At 35.4% G+C, this 14,748-nt stretch carries 15 protein-coding genes, 4 tRNA genes and 4 pseudogenes; 18 read left to right on the top strand and 5 right to left on the bottom strand.

The genetic code is table 11. The annotated features are described in order from the left end of the window. Positions 1–73: 73 nt before the first annotated feature. The 4 genes from DW738_RS07980 to DW738_RS07995 all read left to right on the top strand — a co-directional run bounded on the left by DW738_RS07980 (position 74) and on the right by DW738_RS07995 (position 407). Positions 74–144 (top strand) — tRNA-Trp (locus DW738_RS07980). Positions 145–156: 12 nt separating this feature from the next. Continuing rightward, positions 157–229, top strand: a tRNA-His gene (locus tag DW738_RS07985). Positions 230–242: 13 nt separating this feature from the next. Beyond that, positions 243–314: transfer RNA gene (locus tag DW738_RS07990), tRNA-Gln, on the top strand. A gap of 9 nt (positions 315–323) precedes the next feature. Then, positions 324–407: transfer RNA gene (locus tag DW738_RS07995), tRNA-Leu, on the top strand. A gap of 1,217 nt (positions 408–1,624) precedes the next feature. On the opposite strand, the pseudogene DW738_RS08000 reads toward DW738_RS07995, so the two are convergent. The 5 genes and pseudogenes from DW738_RS08000 to DW738_RS08020 form a co-directional block, all read right to left on the bottom strand. After that, positions 1,625–2,758, bottom strand: a pseudogene (locus DW738_RS08000) (site-specific integrase). 3 nt (positions 2,759–2,761) lie between these two features. Then, positions 2,762–2,956, bottom strand: a complete 195-nt coding sequence (locus DW738_RS08005; protein WP_021144813.1) for a DUF3173 domain-containing protein — start codon at positions 2,954–2,956, stop codon at positions 2,762–2,764. 59 nt (positions 2,957–3,015) lie between these two features. Beyond that, the gene (locus DW738_RS08010; protein ID WP_123160768.1) at positions 3,016–3,402 is read right to left on the bottom strand and encodes a hypothetical protein; all 387 of its coding nucleotides are present in this window, start codon (positions 3,400–3,402) and stop codon (positions 3,016–3,018) included. Positions 3,403–3,404: 2 nt separating this feature from the next. Further along, the gene (locus DW738_RS08015) at positions 3,405–4,601 is read right to left on the bottom strand and encodes a replication initiation factor domain-containing protein (protein ID WP_123160769.1); all 1,197 of its coding nucleotides are present in this window, start codon (positions 4,599–4,601) and stop codon (positions 3,405–3,407) included. A 50-nt stretch (positions 4,602–4,651) separates the two neighbouring features. Beyond that, a complete protein-coding gene (locus DW738_RS08020) occupies positions 4,652–5,116 on the bottom strand; it encodes a hypothetical protein (protein ID WP_123160770.1) in 465 nt (154 codons plus the stop codon). A gap of 319 nt (positions 5,117–5,435) precedes the next feature. Between DW738_RS08020 and DW738_RS08025 the strand changes: the two genes are divergently transcribed. The 14 genes and pseudogenes from DW738_RS08025 to DW738_RS08090 all read left to right on the top strand — a co-directional run bounded on the left by DW738_RS08025 (position 5,436) and on the right by DW738_RS08090 (position 14,732). After that, positions 5,436–5,888, top strand: coding sequence for a helix-turn-helix transcriptional regulator (locus tag DW738_RS08025; protein ID WP_123160771.1), 453 nt, complete (start codon positions 5,436–5,438; stop codon positions 5,886–5,888). Between the two features lie 288 nt (positions 5,889–6,176). After that, positions 6,177–6,812 (top strand): DJ-1/PfpI family protein, encoded by a 636-nt coding sequence (locus DW738_RS08030; protein WP_123160772.1) that lies wholly within the window; start codon positions 6,177–6,179, stop codon positions 6,810–6,812. A 1-nt stretch (position 6,813) separates the two neighbouring features. Beyond that, complete coding sequence (locus DW738_RS08035) at positions 6,814–7,338, top strand: DUF1697 domain-containing protein (RefSeq protein ID WP_123160773.1); 525 nt, start codon at positions 6,814–6,816, stop codon at positions 7,336–7,338. Positions 7,339–7,418: 80 nt separating this feature from the next. Continuing rightward, positions 7,419–7,493: pseudogene (locus DW738_RS10475) on the top strand (phosphohydrolase); the annotation flags it as partial. A 74-nt stretch (positions 7,494–7,567) separates the two neighbouring features. After that, positions 7,568–8,188, top strand: a complete 621-nt coding sequence (locus DW738_RS08045; RefSeq protein WP_123160774.1) for a tetratricopeptide repeat protein — start codon at positions 7,568–7,570, stop codon at positions 8,186–8,188. 343 nt (positions 8,189–8,531) lie between these two features. Further along, positions 8,532–9,125 carry a TetR/AcrR family transcriptional regulator gene (locus tag DW738_RS08050; protein ID WP_120701375.1) on the top strand — a complete coding sequence of 198 codons (594 nt, stop codon included), beginning with the start codon at positions 8,532–8,534 and terminating at the stop codon, positions 9,123–9,125. Further along, entirely contained in the window at positions 9,125–9,688 is a 564-nt protein-coding gene (locus DW738_RS08055) for an NAD(P)H-dependent oxidoreductase (protein ID WP_120701374.1), read from the top strand. Before DW738_RS08050 ends, DW738_RS08055 begins: the two co-directional genes overlap by 1 nt. Before the next feature lie 27 nt (positions 9,689–9,715). Further along, positions 9,716–9,805: pseudogene (locus tag DW738_RS08060) on the top strand (winged helix-turn-helix transcriptional regulator); the annotation flags it as partial. A gap of 125 nt (positions 9,806–9,930) precedes the next feature. Beyond that, positions 9,931–10,062: pseudogene (locus DW738_RS08065) on the top strand (ABC transporter ATP-binding protein); the annotation flags it as partial. 406 nt (positions 10,063–10,468) lie between these two features. After that, positions 10,469–10,906, top strand: coding sequence for a zinc-dependent MarR family transcriptional regulator (locus DW738_RS08070; protein WP_123160775.1), 438 nt, complete (start codon positions 10,469–10,471; stop codon positions 10,904–10,906). Next, the gene (locus DW738_RS08075) at positions 10,906–11,610 is read left to right on the top strand and encodes a metal ABC transporter ATP-binding protein (protein ID WP_123160776.1); all 705 of its coding nucleotides are present in this window, start codon (positions 10,906–10,908) and stop codon (positions 11,608–11,610) included. Before DW738_RS08070 ends, DW738_RS08075 begins: the two co-directional genes overlap by 1 nt. Beyond that, on the top strand, positions 11,603–12,406 hold the full coding sequence (locus DW738_RS08080) for a metal ABC transporter permease (protein WP_023022055.1): 804 nt from the start codon (positions 11,603–11,605) through the stop codon (positions 12,404–12,406). Before DW738_RS08075 ends, DW738_RS08080 begins: the two co-directional genes overlap by 8 nt. Positions 12,407–12,414: 8 nt before the next feature. Then, positions 12,415–13,914 (top strand): zinc ABC transporter substrate-binding protein AdcA, encoded by a 1,500-nt coding sequence (locus tag DW738_RS08085; protein WP_023022056.1) that lies wholly within the window; start codon positions 12,415–12,417, stop codon positions 13,912–13,914. 272 nt (positions 13,915–14,186) lie between these two features. Then, complete coding sequence (locus DW738_RS08090; protein ID WP_123160777.1) at positions 14,187–14,732, top strand: DUF6287 domain-containing protein; 546 nt, start codon at positions 14,187–14,189, stop codon at positions 14,730–14,732. Positions 14,733–14,748: the final 16 nt, after the last annotated feature.

Raw genomic sequence — 14,748 nt, forward strand, 5'->3', positions numbered from 1 at the left:
GAGGCTAAACGCGGCGGACTGTAAATCCGCTCCTTCGGGTTCGGGGGTTCGAATCCCTCCCCTTCCATCCTTTACGGGCATAGTTTAAAGGTAGAACTAAGGTCTCCAAAACCTTCAGTGTGGGTTCAATTCCTACTGCCCGTGTATAAGAATATGGCGGGTGTGGTGAAGTGGTTAACACACCAGATTGTGGCTCTGGCATGCGTGGGTTCGATCCCCATCACTCGCCTATTTTATATTATTGGGGTATAGCCAAGCGGTAAGGCAAGGGACTTTGACTCCCTCATGCGTTGGTTCGAATCCAGCTACCCCAGTTATACTTTGCCGGCGTGGCGGAATTGGCAGACGCGCTGGACTCAAAATCCAGTGTCCGCAAGGACGTGCCGGTTCGACCCCGGCCGCCGGTATAGTTTAAGAGACAAGGTTTTCGAACCTTGTCTTTTTATTTCTTCTTGCAATTTTTTCTCTCAGAGTTACTTAAAATTACTTATATTTTTTTTTTAACTTTTGAAAGAAATATTCATGATATTTTGTTTTTAATCTTGATTCGTTTTATTTAAAAATATAAAATTGAATTATATTTTTTAGTATTATTTCCATGCTAAATAAACAAGTAAATTATTCAAAGATTGAAGTTGAACAAGCAAAAAAGTAATCAAAAATTATTAAAAGAGAAATCAATACTTGTTAACGTTTCTTTCACTAATCATGATTTTATTAATAGATTTTTTGATGATTAATACTATCTTCCAAACATTGGTCTTTTTATATAAGGGATAATGAGTAGGAATAAATTTTTATTAGTATATTAATTTCCTATTTCAAAGTTTCAAGTTTATCTTCCCTTACCTCTTATGTCACATTTTATGCTTTTAATTAGTTTATATATTGTTTTGATTAACTTTTTAGTGTAGAATAGTTATATAGGTGGTAGGGTGGGATGTCTAGAGGAAGTCGGATACTATTAGTATTTTAGTTGATTATATTTCTTAATTGGCTACTGTGGAAATATTTTTGCTTACCCATTTTTTTTCATAGTGTGAGGTCTCCTGGAAAGGAGTTGCTATGAATTTTAAGAGAATGCAGTCTTTTTACCAGATGATTTTTAAATTCTCTTGGCCAATTTTAGCCAAAATTATTGCCCATTATATCATCAAAGCTATTGATTTATTTTTCAGCTAGCATTTAGGGCAAAAAATTAAGAATTATCACGCAGAGCAGGTAAGGGCTCTGTTTTTTTTTACAAAAAACCCCGCCCGATGGACGAGGAAAGAAAACTATATGTAGGTATATAATATATAAAAATTACTTTTAATAAATACAAGATAGTTATTTATCAAGTATTATCATAAAAATTTTACTTTTAACAATAGTAAGCGTATGGTTTAACCAAATTCTATTCTGTGTTAGATACAGTTATAAAAAATTAATTTTATGTGATTATTAAATATATTCAAATTAATTTATTTATTGTTAACTCCTTTATTTTATTATTTTAAAACCTACTTTTTATTGCCTTCTTATTTGGATTTGCAATGAATTATTCCTGCAATCTTTTTACCAATTTGAATATATCATATTTTAGTATAATAGTCCACTATATTCTTAGAAGTTTTACATTTTTTTATAATAAATCATCTAATTTATCCGCTAATTTTTGTTGCTTGCTTGGATACAAATGAGAGTATGTATCTATTGTTGTAGTTATAGAAGCATGTCCTAATCTTTCTTTTACGACAAGATAATCTTCTCCTTGATTTATTAGCAGTGAAGCATGTGAATGCCTAAAGTCATGAATTCTTATCTTTTTTAAAGTGCTATTTCTTTGCAATATTTTTTTATATTGTTTTTCGATTGAATCTTTAGTTATTGTAATAGGGCTATTTTGAAATATCTGTAGATCATCTAGGTTAGTTGTAAATTCTTTCAATCTCTCATGCTGTATCTGTTTCCAGTCTTCTAGTGTCTCCACTAGTTTGGCGTTCATGATGATTCTTCGGGTTCCAGCTTTTGTCTTTGTACTACTAATGTGTTCTTCACCTTTTTTAACGTATACTGATTTACTTACATGGATTGTATTTGTTGAAAACTCTATATCCTTCCACGTTAGAGCAAGAGCTTCTCCCAGTCTTAGACCAGTAAAAAATAGAACAGTGAATAGTAATTTGATATTGTATTCATCGTCGTTAAATAGTGTTAAGAAGTGCTTGAATTCTTTTATTGTCCAGAAATTTAATTTTGCTTTTTCTATTGGTAATTTTTTTAGCATTCCTACAGGATGTTCCTTGTAAAATCCCTTTCTTAATCCAACATCCAGAATTTTCTTTAGTAAAATTATAATTTTATTAATAGTATTTGGACTTAGCTTCTTTTCCGAGTTTTGAGCATTTTTATCTCTTAGATGTTCTCTGAATTGATAGATATCTTCATAAGTTAATTTAGCTACATCATCAACTTTTTCAAAATATTTTTTTATATGCCTGTTATAGTTGTTTTCTTGTGTATCTATATAGCTTTGTTTTCTGTTGTTTATTTTATCCTCTTCTTTTAAGAGATCATAAAGGATATCAATTTATATTTTTGAGTTGAAACTTTTTTCTTTAAGTTCGACACTTCGTAAGTATTGTTCGGCCTCCAATGCTTCTTTTTTAGTTTTGAATCCTTTTCTTACAATTCTACGTTGTTTTAGAGATATTGGATTTATACCATTGGAAACATCGACAATCCAAGTTCCGTCTCTACTTTTACGTAAAGCCATAAGCTACGCTTCTTTCTGGAGTTCAATTCCTAATAGCTCTTCAGCGACACTAGCTGGAATTGTACCAATCCGTTTGTTATCGTAGATGTTAAAACCACGATTCACTAATAGTACCTTGCCGGTATGGATAATCTTTCTTGCAGTTCCTGGAGCAAATCCTAGTTCGATAAGGTCATCTTTTGTTACAGTTTTAATCATGTGATCTCCTTTTCTAAATAGATTAAGTAAGGGGAGGGGTATCTCCCCTTGTCTTTTTCTTATTTTTGTTTTACATCTACTAAATGGATAGCATCTGCCTTGTAATACATTGTCGTGCTAATCATAGTAGCTTGTAAATTGTCAAATGTTACTGGGACTTCATCCATTGCTTGGATATAGTCATTATCAACCAAGGCATCTGGATTGTCTACTGAGACTTGGGTTGATTTCTTTTTGAATTGTCCATCCTTGATTGTTACATTGTATTTCCAACCAATGGTTTTATCGGTATTAAAACGTCTTTCGCTACCATCTCGGTTTTTGATAATCTCTCCGTTTGCATCTGCTCGGACTTCTGTTTCAAATTTTGGAATAACTTCATCCAATTCAAATTTTGTTCCAATGTTATTAAAATTCCAGTCATTTTGTGAAAGCATTTTTGCCATAATTAATTTCTCCTTTTGATATTTTCTTTGATTATAGGGATCAAATCTTCTCTTTTAAAGAGAATTGCCCTTTCTATTAATCCACTTGCTAAATCTGGTGGATATTCCATATTGTTGAGTGCGAGATAGTTAGACTTCTCATACTCATGCAGTAAGTTATTGTCGTATAGAAATTTATACGCTTTTAGAATAGCTCCAGAACCTTTATAGGTAAACCATTCTAATTTTTGTTCTAGTTCTGTTTTTGGTTTTGAAATAATGATAGAGACAGGTTTTGAGTGACCTAAAAACTTTTCCCAAGATCTCAAAGGTTTTGAGAAGTGACTATCACTATAGAACCTCACTTTTTCTTTGAGATATCCCTTGGTAAAGTTGAGAAGATCTATTTCCGAATGCAACCATTCTTGAATGAAGTAGTGAGCTTTTTCTTTCCTAAGTTCTAACTCAGTTCTTATCCAATTTTCTATATACCGCTTGCTGATACCGAGCTTCTCAGCTCGTTCTAAGCGCTTATCGTAAATTCTAAGTCTTTCATCATCATTTGGTTTTCTTAAATATAAGGTCTGACCGATTGTTTCATCTCCATAGGTGTTGTAGTAGGTGCTTTTTCCATATATAAAGCGTTTCTTCTGACAGATCTTTAGAAGTTGATTAGGAGTGAAATAGGGTGTTTCATTAAAATCATCTATTGCAATATCAATTCGTCTGATTGAAAAACGATTGTAATTGTAGTAGAGGTTGTCCAGAAACTGTCTTTCGGATAGACTATTTGGATCTAATACCATATCTCTATAGAATTCAAGTGCCTGTCCTGACATGACAAGCATGTAGGACGACTCTTTCGCTCCATAGTAGATACGTATATTCCCATAATGAAGCTGGCTATCATAGTTATAGTATTTAAGGCTCCCCTTATTCTCAATAAATAGGTCAAAGTCAAGAAATAGGATATCTTCGATTATTTCTTTTGGCGAAAATTCAGTCTTATCAAACTGAATTTGAATCCAGTCAAATACAGAACGTAAATGCTCATTTTTTGCCATAGATTTTGATTCAACTTTTTGCCTAATTTTGCCACCCTTGAAATCTCCAAAACCCTTGGTAATACTGAATTCTTTCGATGGCACACCTAACTTGCAGAGGGTGGTGTTACTACACACCCTATCGGTCAAAAATGGTCCGTCCGCATATACGCTCATTTTCGGCTTTCTGCCTCATGGCTCAGCCGAAAACTCGCTATTAGCCGAACCTATTTTTTTGACCTCTTGTTAACAAACCCTAGTAAGCCGGTTTGCATCGACTCTTCAATATCTTGGATTTTCTTTTTTAGGTTGCTATTCTCAATTTTTATCAGTCGCATTTCTCGCTTAAATTCCTGTTTTAGGGCGCTCAGTTCATCGTAGAGCTCATCTATTACTTGGTTTAGGGATTCATGCTCATTGTCTGCTAGACTCCCAAATACGGCTTGTATCGCCTCTTTTAGACCTATTTCAAGTTTTAGTTTAGCTAACTTTTGAAATTGTCTAAGGTCTTCGTCTGTAAAGTCATAGGCAACTGTATAACTTAATTGATGAGTTCTGGGATTTCTACTGATAGGAACTTTAATTTTCTTAAATTCCTTGCCACTTATTTCTTTAATCAGTTGAATCCAATTTTTAAGAGTAGAGGTAGAGTTTAGGCCAGAAATTTGATTGACTAACTCTTTATTGGTCATCTTTTTGTGAAACCTCCGAAATTTTCTTGTGCAACTGAAGAGTTTTCTGTGGTATAATTGTTACATAATATGTTTTGATCTTGGAACGAACGGCACATTTGTTTCAAGATTTTTTATTTTGTCGAATCTTACCTCCTTTATTAAAATTTTTTAAATCGACTACTAGTTACATACGCTTTTACCTCCTTTTATGCTATAATATTCTCAATGGAATATTTAATCTTAAAATAAATATTCCTTATGGAATAATTCTATTTTATACCGTTTAGAATATTTTGTCAAGCTAAAATATACAGAATCGAATATTAAAGAGGATACAATGTTTAATAATATTTCTTTTGGAGATCGTCTTAAGGAACTGAGAAAGAGTAAGAAGTTAACACAGGTACAAGTTTCTGAGATGATTGATGTACAACAAGGTACTTATTCTCGTTGGGAAAACGGAACTCTAGAGCCTAATTTAGAAGCTGTTGTCAAATTAGCAAAGTTATTTGATACCACGACAGATTATTTATTAGGAAAAACGATTTACAGTACTCTAGATGTTGTTCCACATCCAATCACTAGAATTGATTTGAAGAAGTTAAAAGAGTTTAATAAAACTGAATTAGATGATCTGAAATTTGCAATTGTCATGAATGGGATTAAAAACCATTCTACTTTACCTAAGTATTTGGATGAGCTAGTCTCTGAAAATAATTTAGATGAAGAGGAGCAAGAAATATTGCATACCCTTTTTAAAGAGGTTTATGATTATTTTAATGCAGATTGATGATTTGTTTTTAGTTTCTAAATTCATTCTAGATGTTGCTACTATTTGTCATTGTCCTTCACTCTGCTTTTAAACGAGACACAGTGGTATTGAGGACAAATAGTTGAAATGTTGCAGAAGTTGATAACATAAATACAAACCTACGGTGAGCCTCCGTAGGTTGTTCAATGTCTAAAAATCGCTATTTTACTGATGAAGTAAAAAATATTGGTATTACAGCGAAACATAAAATATGATACAATAAAAACAATTAATAGTTTGAACATTTATCAAAGAGGAGTAAGTATTATGAAAAATATTTATATGTATGTTCAAGATACTATGGCCGATTGGGAACACGGCTATTTGATGCATGCACTAAGTTTACAGGCTATGTTAGGAGAACCTAAAGTAAAATTATTAACGGTTTCTAAAGGGAAAAAGTCTATAAAAACTGCTGGAGGAATGACAATTGTTCCAGATTTTAATCTATATGATATAGATACTGCAAATACAGATGCTCTATTGCTTATCGGAGGAGATAGTTGGTTGAACAATGAGCAAGATGACGTTTTAGAACTTGCCTCTAAACTATTACAAGAAAATATCTTAGTTGGAGCTATCTGTGGAGCTACTTTGGGATTAGCCGAAAAAGGAATTTTAGATAATCGATATCATACAAGTAATGCTTCATTCTTTTTAAGCCAGATGAGCCAACATTATCAAGGACATGGTTATTATAAAGATGAGATTGCAGTTCAAGACGGAAATCTTATTACTGCGAGTTCAGCCGGTTCTTTATTATGGGCTAAGTTTATTGTCGAGGAGTTGGGACTGTATTCAAAAACTACAGTCGAGGCATGGTTTAATTATTTTTCAACGGGAGATCCTCAATATTATGGCGAAATGATGAACTCTCTAGAAAAAGATGCATTGGAAAGTTAATATGAAAAAGATTATTTTCCTTCGTGGAGTAACACCAACTGGTACCAATAGAATTCCCAAAATGTCTTATTTAGTAGAAATCCTAACAGAAGTTGGTTTTTTAAATGTTCAAACATATATTCAGAGTGGGAATATACTGTTAGAATCAGAGTTATCTGACGAAGAAATCAGAAAGTTAGTTCATGATACGATTTTGGATAAAATTGGAGCTGATTTATCAATAATTATCAAAGAAATTAATCAATTAGAGATTGCTATTCAAGAAAACCCATTTGATAATACTTATGATAGTTCTCGTATTCATCTAGTTTTTACTAACGAAGAGATTCCCGAAAGTACTCTAACAGAACTTAGTAGAGAGAATTTTGGAGATGAAGAGTTCTATGGTGGTCACGAGTGTTGTTACCTATATTTACCACGTGATGCTCGAAAAAAACGTTTAAACACTAATTATCTTGAAAAGAAATTTGGAATTCGGATGACTATGCGAAAATTGAGTGTAGTTAACCGACTTTCAAAGTTTTAATCAGACAGAATCAGATAAAATTATATTATAAAAGTGGAAAAGCAAAAATTGATGACTATGAGATGATAAGGACAAGAACGATGATAGAAGAACGAATCCATGCTACAAAGCAGTATGTTAAAGCTTTATTTGCTGATCGAGCGGATGGCCATGATTAGGTAGAGATTAGTATATTCTTGTTGAATAATTTTATTTAATGAAGGTTGTTTATAGTTGAAAGGGGAAATAGATGGTCTCTAAAATTGATACAGCTTGGGACTTGTTTCTGGAGGGAAAAACATCAGAAGCTAAAAAGTTGGTTGAACAAGATTTTTCCATTGATACCTGTACAGATTTTAGCCTTTTAAATCTGATGGGATATTTATTATTGGCAGAAAAAGACTATTCCTCGTGTACCCGTATCTTTGAGAAATACATTTTATTAGCTCAACAAAATGAAGATAAAGAACATGAACACATTGGATTACATCAATTAGCTATGATCTACAGAGATCAGGGTGATTTTCATAAGGCTTTAAAACTCATTGAAGATGAAGAGAAGATAGTTGAAGAGCATTTTCCAAATGATAATTTAAAGAAAGCTGTGAATAACTACGAACAAGGCTATGTGAGATTTAAATTAAACAACCTTGATGAAGCTCTTACATTCATGAATCTGTCATTGGAACAATCTTTAGATACAGATGATGTGATTTCTCAAGCTTGTAGCTATAGAGGGTTAGGTGAAATCTATTTAGCCTTGAAAGATACGGAATTATCCAACAGACATTTCAAACGAGCTATAGAACTTTTCAAAAGTGTTGGAGAGTTTGAAGGGATAAAGGAAATTGAAGAATTGATTAATGAATGATTTGACATTTAGATTTTGCCATTAGTTTGTTTTTGCTTTGAAACTATGTTAGTCTAAGTTGCTAGTATTTTAAAAAGACAAGGTGTTTTATCCTTGTCTTTGTCGTTTTAGTATTGCTTTTGTTTCAATGTCAATAAGGATGAGTAAAAGGCTGGGACAGTAGTCTCAGCCTTTTAATTGAAGATAAAATCTTCTTAGAAACTTTCCTTAGGAGAGTACATAACAGAAGGTTAGGGACTCTAAAGCTAAGTTTTGAGTATTTTTTTATTTGACAAATATAAGTAGACGGTGTATACTTTATAAAAAGTAGACAACGTATACTTTGATAAGGGAAGGTGGTCAAATGAAACGGAATACGGAAGAATTGAAAGAAAAGTTAATTTCGGTTGGCATTGAAGAAATCAGAACTAACGGGATTGACCGGATGTCTATGCGTACAATAGCTCAAAAATGTGGGGTGACTCATGGAGCTCCCTATAAGCATTTTGGAAGTAAAGATAGATATATTCAAGTTGTTATGGAACACTTATCAATGTTCTTTTTGAAAAATATGATACTTGGAATTGATACTTCCATAGATGCAAGAACTCAACTAACTCTGATGGGCTGTAACTTTGTATGGTTTGCCCAAGAGGAAACCTATCTATTTGAAGCATTATTTATCAAATTTCCATATAACTATATGGAGTTATCCCAGGAAACTATTTCAGTCAACTCCTCTTTACCAGGATTTGAACATTTTAAGTCGGTAGCGTTAAGACTTAAAGATGAGGAAAATCTTTCTAGTAGTGACGCAGAAATATTGATCAATTTTTGGAGTTTTATTGCTGGTTTGGCTCTATTGGTAAGGAGTCCTGTTGGAGAAAACTTTAAAGAAAATGATGTTCAAAAGACCGTCAGAACGATGCTTGATATTTATATAAAAGGAGATAGCTGATGAATGTTTTAATAATCTATTCACATCCGAATGAAACAAGTTATAATGCGTCAATCCTTCAAACTGTGCAAAAGCATTTAGCACCAGAGCATAGAGTTAAAATAATAGACTTATATAAAGAAAACTTTGATCCGGTTTTACGTTTTGATGAAACGCATAAAAGGAGAAATTTACAGCATAATGAAGACATGAAACCATATAGAGATTTATTGAGTTGGGCGGATCAGTTGATTTTTATTTTCCCTACTTGGTGGAGTGGAATGCCAGCTATTTTAAAAGGTTTTATTGATCGTGTTTTTGTTGCAGGTTTTGCTTATCAGAATGGACCTCGAGGTCCGGTGGGGAAACTAGATGGAAAAGCGTGGATCATTACGACGCATAATACGCCAAAAATTTTTCTTCCTTTTTCTCAAGACTACGCAAAGGTTCTAAAATCTCAAATCTTGAAACCCTGTGGTATTAAACCGGTTAAAATGACACAAGTTACACGAGTGGAGTATATGAGTGATCGTCAACGGAAAGAAGAACTCGAAAAAATCGCACAGATAGCCAAAAGGATATAAAAACGTGCGTTATAAGTCATGACAGAGCATACAGAATATGAGCTGACAGGAAAAGGGAAATCGCTGATGCCGATTTTAAAGGACTTGAATCAATGGGGGAAAGAATGGTTGCATTAAATTTTCTTCTTCTTTTTGTCACTTTCATCTTGCCACTTAGGTTCTCATTTTGACCGCTTATCCCAAAAGGCCGTTTTTTAAACGGCTTTTTTGCTAGACTGATACTGTCAAAAAGGAGAGAGAACATGATATTACCAGCTAAAAACATCAGTAAACGGTATGGAAATCATCTAGTGGTTGATCATATTCACCTACAGTTTGAAAAGGGAACGTTTAATGCGATTCTAGGACCAAATGGGGCAAGGAAATCAACGACTGAGAAATAAGATTATTGACTCACTATTTATGGAAGTAGTTATTTAAGAGAGAAAGATGAGTTACCAAAAAGTTACTAAAATTTAAAAAATGAGTCTATTTTGCAAGATTCAAAAGTTCTAAAACCCTATTAAATCAAGGTTATAAGATTTAAAAAATGGGTTCATAGAACTCAAAATCCAGTGTCCGCAAGGACGTGCCGGTTCGACCCCGGCCGCCGGTATAGTATTAAAGACAAGGTTTTCGGACCTTGTCTTTTTCTTTTATTCGTTGAATTTTTACTGGTGAGTTACCAATAAATTCCTTAAATTTATTCTCATTGTTTTCTGAAAATACTTTGACTACTTTCCTTTACTGTGTTATAATTAACCGGTAAAGTATTTACCGGTTAACAGAAAGGAAATACATATGAAAGTTGCTAATCAGATTGATCATTTTTTAAATTCTATTTTACTTATTTCTGAGAATCAGCATGAAGTTTTGATTGGTTCCTGTACGAGTGGTTTTTCTTTAACCAATACGCAAGAGCATATTTTGATGTTGTTATCTAAGGAGAATTACTCGAATTCAGAGCTTGCTAAATTGCTAAATGTTAGTCAAGCCGCTGTGACCAAAGCAGTTAAGCAATTACTTTCTTTTGGCATGTTAGAAGCTTTGAAGGACGAGAAAGATGCTCGTATTGTTTTGTATCGGTTAACAGATTTAGGGCGTCCGGTTGCTGAAGAACATTCTCATCATCATGATCATACTTTGGCTGTGTATAATCAAGTTTTGAGTGAATTTTCTCAAGAAGAACAAAAGGTTATTTCTAAATTTTTATCGCGCTTATTGGAGGATCTTAGTTAATGCGTTATATTACTGTAAAAGATCTTTCTTTTTATTATGATCGTGAGCCTGTTCTTGAAGGAGTTAACTACTACTTAGATAGTGGTGAGTTTGTGACCCTGACGGGTGAGAATGGTGCTGCTAAATCTACTTTGATCAAGGCAAGTCTTGGAATTTTAAAACCAAAAGTAGGAACTGTTGAAATCGCTAAGGAAAATCTAGCTGGTAAAAAATTACGAATCGCTTATCTTCCGCAACAAATTGCAAGTTTCAATGCTGGCTTTCCAAGTTCTGTTTATGAGTTTGTGAAATCGGGACGTTATCCTCGTAAGGGCTGGTTTCGTCGGTTAAATCATCATGATGAGGAGCACATTTTAGCTAGTTTATCTTCTGTTGGGATGTTAGAGCATCGTGATAAACCGTTAGGGGCTCTATCCGGTGGTCAGAAGCAACGGGCTGTCATTGCACGAATGTTTGCGTCTGATCCAGATATTTTTGTGTTGGATGAACCGACTACTGGGATGGATGCTGGTAGTAAGGATGAGTTTTACGAATTGATGCACCACAGTGCCCACCACCATGGGAAGGCTGTTTTAATGATTACGCATGATCCCGAAGAGGTGAGCCATTACGCGGATCGCAATATTCACCTGGTGAGAAAACAAAATTCTCCATGGCGTTGCTTTAATGTCCATGAGAAAGATGGAGGTGAGGAGCATGCTTAGTTTATTTCAATATGACTTTATGCAACGGGCTTTGTTGGCGATGGTTGCCATGAGTCTCTTCTCCCCTATCTTAGGTGTATTTTTGATTTTGCGTCGTCAGAGCTTGATGAGTGATACACTGAGTCACGTTTCTCTATCGGGGGTCGCTTTTGGCCTCTTCCTTGGTTTCTCTCCAACTATTTCGACAGTCATTGTGGTAATCATAGCGGCTGTATTTCTAGAGTATTTACGAACAGTCTATAAAGATTTTATGGAAATCGGGACAGCGATTCTCATGTCGACTGGCTTGGCCTTAGCCCTAGTGATCATGAAGGGTGGTGGTAAAAGTTCCATGAGTTTGGATCAGTACCTATTTGGTTCCACCTTGACTATTACTGATGAGCAAGTGCTAGCTTTGTTTGTCATTGCGGCGATTGTTTTATGTTTGACGGTTCTCTTTATTCGTCCTATGTATATCCTTACGTTTGACGAGGATACAGCTTATGTAGATGGTTTACCCGTACGTCTCATGTCTATCCTATTTAATATTGTGACAGGAGTGGCTATCGCCTTGATGATCCCGGCTGCAGGCTCCTTGTTGGTATCTACTATTATGGTCTTGCCAGCTAGTATTGCTTTAAAGCTAGGAAAAACTTTCCGTTCAGTCATGCTGTTGGCAGTAGTCATTGGTTTTGTGGGGATGGTCAGTGGTCTCATTCTTTCTTATTATCCGGATACACCGGTTAGTGCGACCATCACTCTCTTATTTGTATCCTTCTTTTTGCTCTCAAATCTTTTTGTTAAATTTAGAAAATAGGTGATCTTATGAAAAAACTTGTATGGCTCGTGTTAGCCTTCTGTAGTCTTCTTTTAGTAGCTTGTAGTGGCGGTCAAAATCAGTCAGGGAAATTGAAAGTCATGACTACTTTCTATCCTGTCTATGAATTTACTAAGCAAGTCATCGGAGACGAGGGAGATGTGGAGCTCTTGATTGGGTCTGGTTCGGAACCCCATGATTTTGAATTGTCTGCCAAAGGTCGCGCAAAAATTCAAGAGTCAGATGTCTTTGTCTATGAGAACGAGAACATGGAAACTTGGGTGCCTCAGTTGTTGAAATCAATGGATGGCAAGAAAACCAAGGTTGTCAAAGCGACTGAAAATATGCTTCTTTTACCAGGTGGTGAAGAAGAGCATGACCATGAGGGAGGGGAAGAACACCATCATGACTACGATCCCCATGTCTGGCTGTCTCCACAGAGAGCCATTAAAATGGTGGAAACGATTCGTGATCAACTGGTGAAACAGTACCCAGATAAAAAAGATAGCTTTACAGCTAATGCGGACGCTTATATTGCTAAGTTGAAAAAATTGGATGACAGCTATACGAAGAGCCTATCTGCAGCGAAACAGAAAAACTTTGTAACGCAGCACGCGGCTTTCCGTTATTTGGCCTTGGACTATGGCTTGAATCAAGTCTCTATTTCAGGTTTATCACCGGATAGTGAGCCGTCTGCGAGTCGTTTGAGTGAATTGACAGAGTACATCAAGAAGAACGATATCAAGGTTATCTACTTTGAAGAAAATGCTTCTAAATCCTTATCGAAAACCTTGTCTGCTGAAACCGGTGTAGATCTAGCTGTTTTGAATCCACTAGAGAGCTTGACAGATGAGCAGATGAAAGATGGTGAAGACTACATCTCTATCATGGGAGCCAACCTCAAGTCTTTAGAGTTAACAACGACTCAGGCAGGGAAGGAAATCGCTCCAGAAGAGGAAGAAGACACCAAAACAGTAGCCAATGGCTACTTTGAAGACAGTGCTATCAAGGACCGAACTCTCTCAGACTATGCGGGAGACTGGCAATCTGTGTATCCTTATCTAAAAGATGGCACCTTGGATCAAGTTTTTGATTACAAAGCTAAACTAACCAAGTCCAAAACAGCTGAAGAGTATAAAGCTTACTACACCACAGGCTATAAAACGGATGTCGAACGGATTGTCATTACCGACAAAACCATGACCTTCTATAAGAATGGAGAAGAGAAGAAGTTCGAATACCGCTACGCAGGGAAGCATACGCTGACCTATACAAAAGGGAATCGTGGAGTGCGTTATCTCTTTGAAGCAACTGATCCGAATGCGGGTGAATTCAAGTATGTTCAATTTAGTGATCATCAAATTGCTCCCAATAAGGCAGCTCACTTCCATATTTTCTTCGGTGGGGAAAGCCAAGAGGCTCTTTACAATGAATTGGAAAATTGGCCTACTTACTATCCAAGTGACTTATCCGGATTTGAAATTGCACAGGAAATGTTAGCCCATTAATCAAATAGAGAAGAGAGTGGGACAGAAATCGGTCATTCGTTAGAATTCGATTTCGTCGTCCCACCTCTGCACAGTTGAGTAGGGCTGTAAAAGCTGATGAAATCAGCGTAGTAGAGCCCACTCAACCACTGCGTCTTGCTCAACAATCCAAAGACAATTGAGAGGCTAGGACTTTTGTCCCAGCCTCATTTTTTGATAGTAAAAGAAACTTGTCAATTTGCTAGAAAAAGGATAAAATTAGGTTTATAGAATAGTTTGAATTAGGGAGATTCATGATGAAAAAGTATCGTTTGTTATTGTTGCTTTCTGCTCTACTGTTTTTCCTTGGAGCCTGCGGTGAGAAAAAGCAGGAGACAGGGTCTGAAAGTAAAGAAAGTACGGTTCGTCAATCGAAGGCTAGCTCAGTTACTAGTGAAACAAAGAAATCTGAAAGTTCGAGTGATAAGAAAGAGAAAACAAAGATGGATATTGAAGCAATCGCTCAAGGGGATTATAGTAGCGTAGCTGGTGTCTGGCAAGATGATAAGGGAAATAAATTGGTCTTTGATCAAAATGGTTTGGTCTCTAACGAATATGAATCTTACGGTCTCTCCTTGACGGATTATGGGACTGTTTCGGGAGGAGTTTACGGAGGAATCACAGGTGGATTTTTAATGGAATTCATCCCTGCCGGGCTTACGATTGATGATCAAACGGACGAAAATGGAGAAGTCGTCTTTCATGATGACTCTGATGCAAGTAAAGACCGTCTCTGGACTGGAACTGGGATGTACAGTTTTACAGAACAAGGGTCTTTCCTCTATAAGGTTGGGGATTAGGGAATATTAGTGCCAT

Source organism: Streptococcus sp. AM28-20 (assembly GCF_003603595.1).
Taxonomy (GTDB): Bacteria; Bacillota; Bacilli; order Lactobacillales; family Streptococcaceae; genus Streptococcus; species Streptococcus ilei.

Excerpts from the sequence above, each read along its gene's own strand:
- DW738_RS08005 (WP_021144813.1), bottom strand. The coding sequence starts at position 2,956 with ATGATTAAAACTGTAACAAAAGATGACCTTATCGAACTAGGATTTGCT.
- DW738_RS08010 (WP_123160768.1), bottom strand. The coding sequence starts at position 3,402 with ATGGCAAAAATGCTTTCACAAAATGACTGGAATTTTAATAACATTGGA.
- DW738_RS08015 (WP_123160769.1), bottom strand. The coding sequence starts at position 4,601 with ATGAGCGTATATGCGGACGGACCATTTTTGACCGATAGGGTGTGTAGT.
- DW738_RS08020 (WP_123160770.1), bottom strand. The coding sequence starts at position 5,116 with ATGACCAATAAAGAGTTAGTCAATCAAATTTCTGGCCTAAACTCTACC.
- DW738_RS08025 (WP_123160771.1), top strand. The coding sequence starts at position 5,436 with ATGTTTAATAATATTTCTTTTGGAGATCGTCTTAAGGAACTGAGAAAG.
- DW738_RS08030 (WP_123160772.1), top strand. The coding sequence starts at position 6,177 with ATGAAAAATATTTATATGTATGTTCAAGATACTATGGCCGATTGGGAA.
- DW738_RS08035 (WP_123160773.1), top strand. The coding sequence starts at position 6,814 with ATGAAAAAGATTATTTTCCTTCGTGGAGTAACACCAACTGGTACCAAT.
- DW738_RS08045 (WP_123160774.1), top strand. The coding sequence starts at position 7,568 with ATGGTCTCTAAAATTGATACAGCTTGGGACTTGTTTCTGGAGGGAAAA.
- DW738_RS08050 (WP_120701375.1), top strand. The coding sequence starts at position 8,532 with ATGAAACGGAATACGGAAGAATTGAAAGAAAAGTTAATTTCGGTTGGC.
- DW738_RS08055 (WP_120701374.1), top strand. The coding sequence starts at position 9,125 with ATGAATGTTTTAATAATCTATTCACATCCGAATGAAACAAGTTATAAT.
- DW738_RS08070 (WP_123160775.1), top strand. The coding sequence starts at position 10,469 with ATGAAAGTTGCTAATCAGATTGATCATTTTTTAAATTCTATTTTACTT.
- DW738_RS08075 (WP_123160776.1), top strand. The coding sequence starts at position 10,906 with ATGCGTTATATTACTGTAAAAGATCTTTCTTTTTATTATGATCGTGAG.
- DW738_RS08080 (WP_023022055.1), top strand. The coding sequence starts at position 11,603 with ATGCTTAGTTTATTTCAATATGACTTTATGCAACGGGCTTTGTTGGCG.
- DW738_RS08085 (WP_023022056.1), top strand. The coding sequence starts at position 12,415 with ATGAAAAAACTTGTATGGCTCGTGTTAGCCTTCTGTAGTCTTCTTTTA.
- DW738_RS08090 (WP_123160777.1), top strand. The coding sequence starts at position 14,187 with ATGATGAAAAAGTATCGTTTGTTATTGTTGCTTTCTGCTCTACTGTTT.